Genomic DNA, 4829 nt, shown 5'->3' on the forward strand with positions numbered 1-4829 from the left:
TTGGGGGATAAAGAAACAAAAAAAGAGGTATTTGAATTAAATGATTTTGGTGAATTTAAAAATGATCTATTTGGAGGAGTTCTTACAAAAGAAACAAAGCCTAATAAATTAAAAACAGAAAAAATTCAAATAGAAAATACAGGTAATTTTTTAGAAGTAAAAGATGGTATAGTTAATATTCCGTTAGAGTTAATAGTCTTTCCTTTTTTTACAACTAGAAAAAGTGATAGAGAAGTTAATTTTGAATATCAGTTTAAGGATATGGGACTTACTATGTATTCTAATTTAATTGGGGCAAAAATAGAAGGGAAAAATATACTTCAGCCTGGTAGCTTTGAAAAAAAAGTTTTTGATTTTATATTAACAAAATTTGAAGATGATTTTGCAAATGGAGAATATAAAGATTTTATTCAATTTGATATAAGATATTTTATCGTTGATTTTTTAGGAAATAAAATGAATGATAGATATTATTCTAAAATAGAGGAAGCTTTAAGGAATATGAAATATACAACTTATTCTTTTGGAGTTAAAAATAGGAAAAAAGCAGGGAATTTTTCTTTTGAGAGTAAATCATTTAATTTACTTAATTATGAAAAAGTTAGAAATGGAAAAAAGATATTTTATAAAGTTTATTTAGATAGGAATATTACAAATAAAATAAGTGAAAAAAGATATGTTAAATTTAAAATGGAAGAATTAAGTTTATTAGAAAAAAAGGATGCTGTTGCATTAAGATTGTATCAATATATTAGTATGAAACGATTTAGTGCTAATGAAGGGGAATATAGAATAGAATTGCTTGCTGCAGTTGTGCCGCTAAAGACTTTTATAACTCAAAAAAAAATAAATAAAAAAGGTGAAGAAAAAATATATAGAGTTAGTAAAATAAAACAAGTTTTAAAAAGAATTTCTAAGTCTTTTGATATTTTAGTGAAATTTGGATATTTAGAAAAATATAAAGTTATAGAGATTAAAGAAGAAAAAAGCTATAAAATATTTTTTACTTTTGGTAATTCTGGATTTCATGTTTCTGATTATATACAAAAAAGTTCAAAAACATTAATAAAAGATAGAAATAAATTATATGTTGCTATAGAAAAGGCTAAAAAAAATATATTTTTTAGTAAAAAATATAACAAAAGAGTCGAAAATAAAATGGTTAAAGTAGCAGATATTTATGGTGAAAAGGTAGCAATAGAAGTTTTAAGTAATATATATAAAGGATTGAAATCAGATATTAGAACATCATTATTGAGATATATAGATAAAGTGTTAAAAGAGTTAGTAGAAGATAAAAATTTCTTAAACGAGAATAAAGGTATGAAAACTGTAAGCAATAAAAAAGTTTTCTCAAATGAGAGTATAGATGTAATAAGAGAATCTAATGGTGAATATAATAAAAAAAGAAAAAAAGAAAAGAAAATAGATAAAAAAGATGAAGTTTCAGAAGAAATATATTATATATTTTATAATAAATTACCAGAAGATGAAAAATTAAAAATAGATAAAGCGGCAGAGAAATTATGGTTAGAAGAAGAAGGAATGAACGAAAAAGTATTAGAATTATTTAGAAAAAATAAAATAGTATATACTGATATGATAAAAAAATACACAGTAGCAGCTATAAAAGTTGTATATAGTTTTAATTAATAATATGATTGACTCACAAAAAGGTATTTAGTTTTCTTACACTACTATAAGTTTTTCAGAGTTTTTTGAATGTAATCTGTATTCTCATTTTAGAAATTTATTTTTTAGTGAACTAAATTTAATATATTTGAGATACATGGCTGCATAAAAATGCATTTTTGAGGTCTAATCATAGTATGATAATAATAGTTTTAGAAAAATTATAATAAAAAAAGAAAGGGGAGATATTGTGAAAGTAATCGCTGTTGTAAATCAAAAAGGAGGAGTAGCTAAAACAACTTCTACTCAAAATATTGGGGTAGGATTAGCTAAACTTGGTAAAAAAGTTTTATTAATTGATTTTGATCCACAAGGAAATTTAACATCTGGGTTTGGAATTGATAAAAGAGATTTAAATTATACAGTTTATGATATACTAAAAACAAGAGCATTTCCAGGACCAGAAATATCTGTAGAAAAAGTTTTATTAGAAAAAGATAATATTTCTATTTTACCTACAAATATAAAAATGTCAAAAATAAATATAGAATTAGGTGGAGTGCCAGGAAAAGATAATATATTAAAAGAAATATTAAAAGAGATATATGGATTTGATTATATACTGATTGATTGTCCTCCTAGTCTTGATACATTGACGTTTAATGCCTTAACAGCAGCAGATGCAGTATATATTCCGGTTCAAGCTGAATATTATGCACTAGAGGGAATTTCAGAGCTAATGGATACAATTGATATGGTAAAACAGAGATTAAATGAAAATTTAAAAATAGCTGGAGTTTTTGCTACAATGTTAGACAAAAGAGTTAAATTACATTTGGAGGTTATAAAAGAATTAAAAAAATTCTTTGGAGAAGTTATGTTTAAAACTTTAATTAGAAGGAATGTAAAAGTATCAGAAGCATCTTCATATGGTAAATCAATATTTGATTATGATGAAAAAAGTCACGGAGCACAAGATTATTTGAATTTATGTAAAGAGATAGTAGAAAGAGAGGTAAATTAATGGCTATAGGGAGGCTTGGGAATAATCCTTTAGAAAGGAGAAATAAAACAAGTACAGTCGTTTTAGAAAATAGAGATGTAAATGAAATAAAAAAAGAAGAGATAGTCAAGGAATTTGGGGAGTTAGCACATCTTTCTAAAATGTTAATACAGAACATAGATTTTTTAGATAATAGTTTTATTAATAGATTACATAATGATGAAAAAGAGTTAGAAATAGAAGAGTTGAAAAATAGTATACAAGAGATCGGATTATTAAATATAATATACTTGCAAGAAAAAGAAGATAGAAAATTTAGAATTATATCAGGACTTAGAAGATTAATAGCTTGTAAAGATTTATATAATGACAGTATAGATATAAAAGGTAAAAGTAGAGTTATAATTTTAAGAAAAGATACACCTGAGGAATATTTAGACAGAATATCTATTGATGAAAATACAAAAAGAAAAGATTTGACAATATTAGAGCAGTCATATAAATTTAATAAAGAAGCTGCGAAGAAAAATAAAAAAATAGATGAAATTTTGGAAAGTTATAATATAAGCAGAAAAAAATTTTATAGAATAAAAAATGCTATGAATTATCCTGAAGAATTAAAAATATTTGTAGAAGAAATAGGAGTAGAAAAAGCAGAAATAATAAATAAAATTATAAAATTAAAACCAGGAGCAGATACAAAGAATTTAATAAGCCAGTTAGTGGTGAAAAAAAGAGATGACTTAAGAATGATATTAAAAGAATTATTAAGTGGGAAAAAGAAAAAAAATGTTATTTTTGAAAAAAGCAGAAATGCTATTAAGATAAGAATAAATAAAAAGATTTCTAATGATTTGGAGATGGAATTGAAAAAATTGTTAGAAAAAATAGAAAATTATTAAAAAGTGTCGCCGCGACACTTTTTATTTTTTGGATATATATCTTATTTTCTTTTACATTTATTATCTTTAATGTATTTATGATAATTTTGTGTTTATAAGTTGTATTTTTGATAAACATTAATATTGTCGTAAAATTAGACCAACCTTCCTGAAAAGTAGTTAAAAAAATTAGAATTACCACTCTTTTAGTAATTAACCCTTAATTTCATTACATTCATTCTCTAGAATTTAAATTTATCATATGTAGAAAAATTAGTAACGAAGGCAGATGGGAATATAGAAGCAAGAATGTCGTCAAGTTATACAAAAGCAGATGGGAAAGTAAAAGATATATTTTCGAGGAATACAACAGAGACAAAAAATTTAGATATAACAGAAATAAATTAATGGATAGCGAAAGAGATGAATATAGATGGGATAGGGGATTTAAATTTATTTCATCAAGCAATGAAGATGAAATAGGAGAGATAGAATATTGGTTGAATGATATAACGCAATCCATATAGTATATCAATAAGAGAGATATTTGAAAAAGTATTATTAAGTAGTATAAAAGATTATTTGGTTGCATAAGGCAGACACCACCCACTTACACGTCGCAGTTCAGCAGTTATATCTAATACCAGAAACGTTTTTCCGTTACACTGCAAAAGTTTCTGATATAAGATATACCTACTTCCTTTGCTTGTTACAGCGGGTACCCGGTGATTGTATGGGGGTTTCTTTTTAGTGTGGATATTGGAGGATTATTAATAGTTGTTATTGTTAATATAGTTTAATTTGAAAGTTTTATCCCTGTTATCACTTCTTCATTTTCTTTTCACCGGCAAAAAGAAAACGAAGCAAAAGAAAGTGCCGTTTATAACCATCTGCAAAATGTCTTTTGGGGTAAGGATAGAGATGCAAACACTTGTTAAGCAGTAAAAATATAGGCAAGAGTATTAAGTAGGGATAATATTTTTAAATCATCTCGTGCGTGGCGTGTTTGGGGCACAGTGATTTGCCTTAGTAGGACGACTTGCAGATTAAGCGTGGATATTGGGAGAAGATAAAAGAAAATGGGGTGAGGATAAAAAGTGCAAAAAAAGTAGTTTAAGAGATAAAAATATCGTTTCAAGTTAAAAAAGTATCTGTTGAGGACGAAATAACGTCTGTTCAGGACAAAAGAGCTGTTTGACTAAAGATAATTAAGATGATAAAATAGAAAAAGTTGTCTGAATTTAGGCAATACAAAAGAAGAGATTAAAAAGTAATAAAAATTGTAAGAGAAATAAAAATAGGAGAGTGATATA

At 25.4% G+C, this 4829-nt stretch carries 3 protein-coding genes; all 3 read left to right on the top strand.

All coding sequences use genetic code 11. The annotated features are described in order from the left end of the window. Complete coding sequence (locus RDY08_RS10545) at positions 1-1653, top strand: hypothetical protein (RefSeq protein ID WP_307905586.1); 1653 nt, start codon at positions 1-3, stop codon at positions 1651-1653. A gap of 229 nt (positions 1654-1882) precedes the next feature. After that, complete coding sequence (locus RDY08_RS10550) at positions 1883-2656, top strand: ParA family protein (RefSeq protein WP_307905587.1); 774 nt, start codon at positions 1883-1885, stop codon at positions 2654-2656. Continuing rightward, on the top strand, positions 2656-3537 hold the full coding sequence (locus RDY08_RS10555; protein WP_307905588.1) for a ParB/RepB/Spo0J family partition protein: 882 nt from the start codon (positions 2656-2658) through the stop codon (positions 3535-3537). Before RDY08_RS10550 ends, RDY08_RS10555 begins: the two co-directional genes overlap by 1 nt. Positions 3538-4829: the final 1292 nt, after the last annotated feature.

The organism is Haliovirga abyssi (assembly GCF_030295325.1).
Lineage (GTDB): Bacteria > Fusobacteriota > Fusobacteriia > Fusobacteriales > Haliovirgaceae > Haliovirga > Haliovirga abyssi.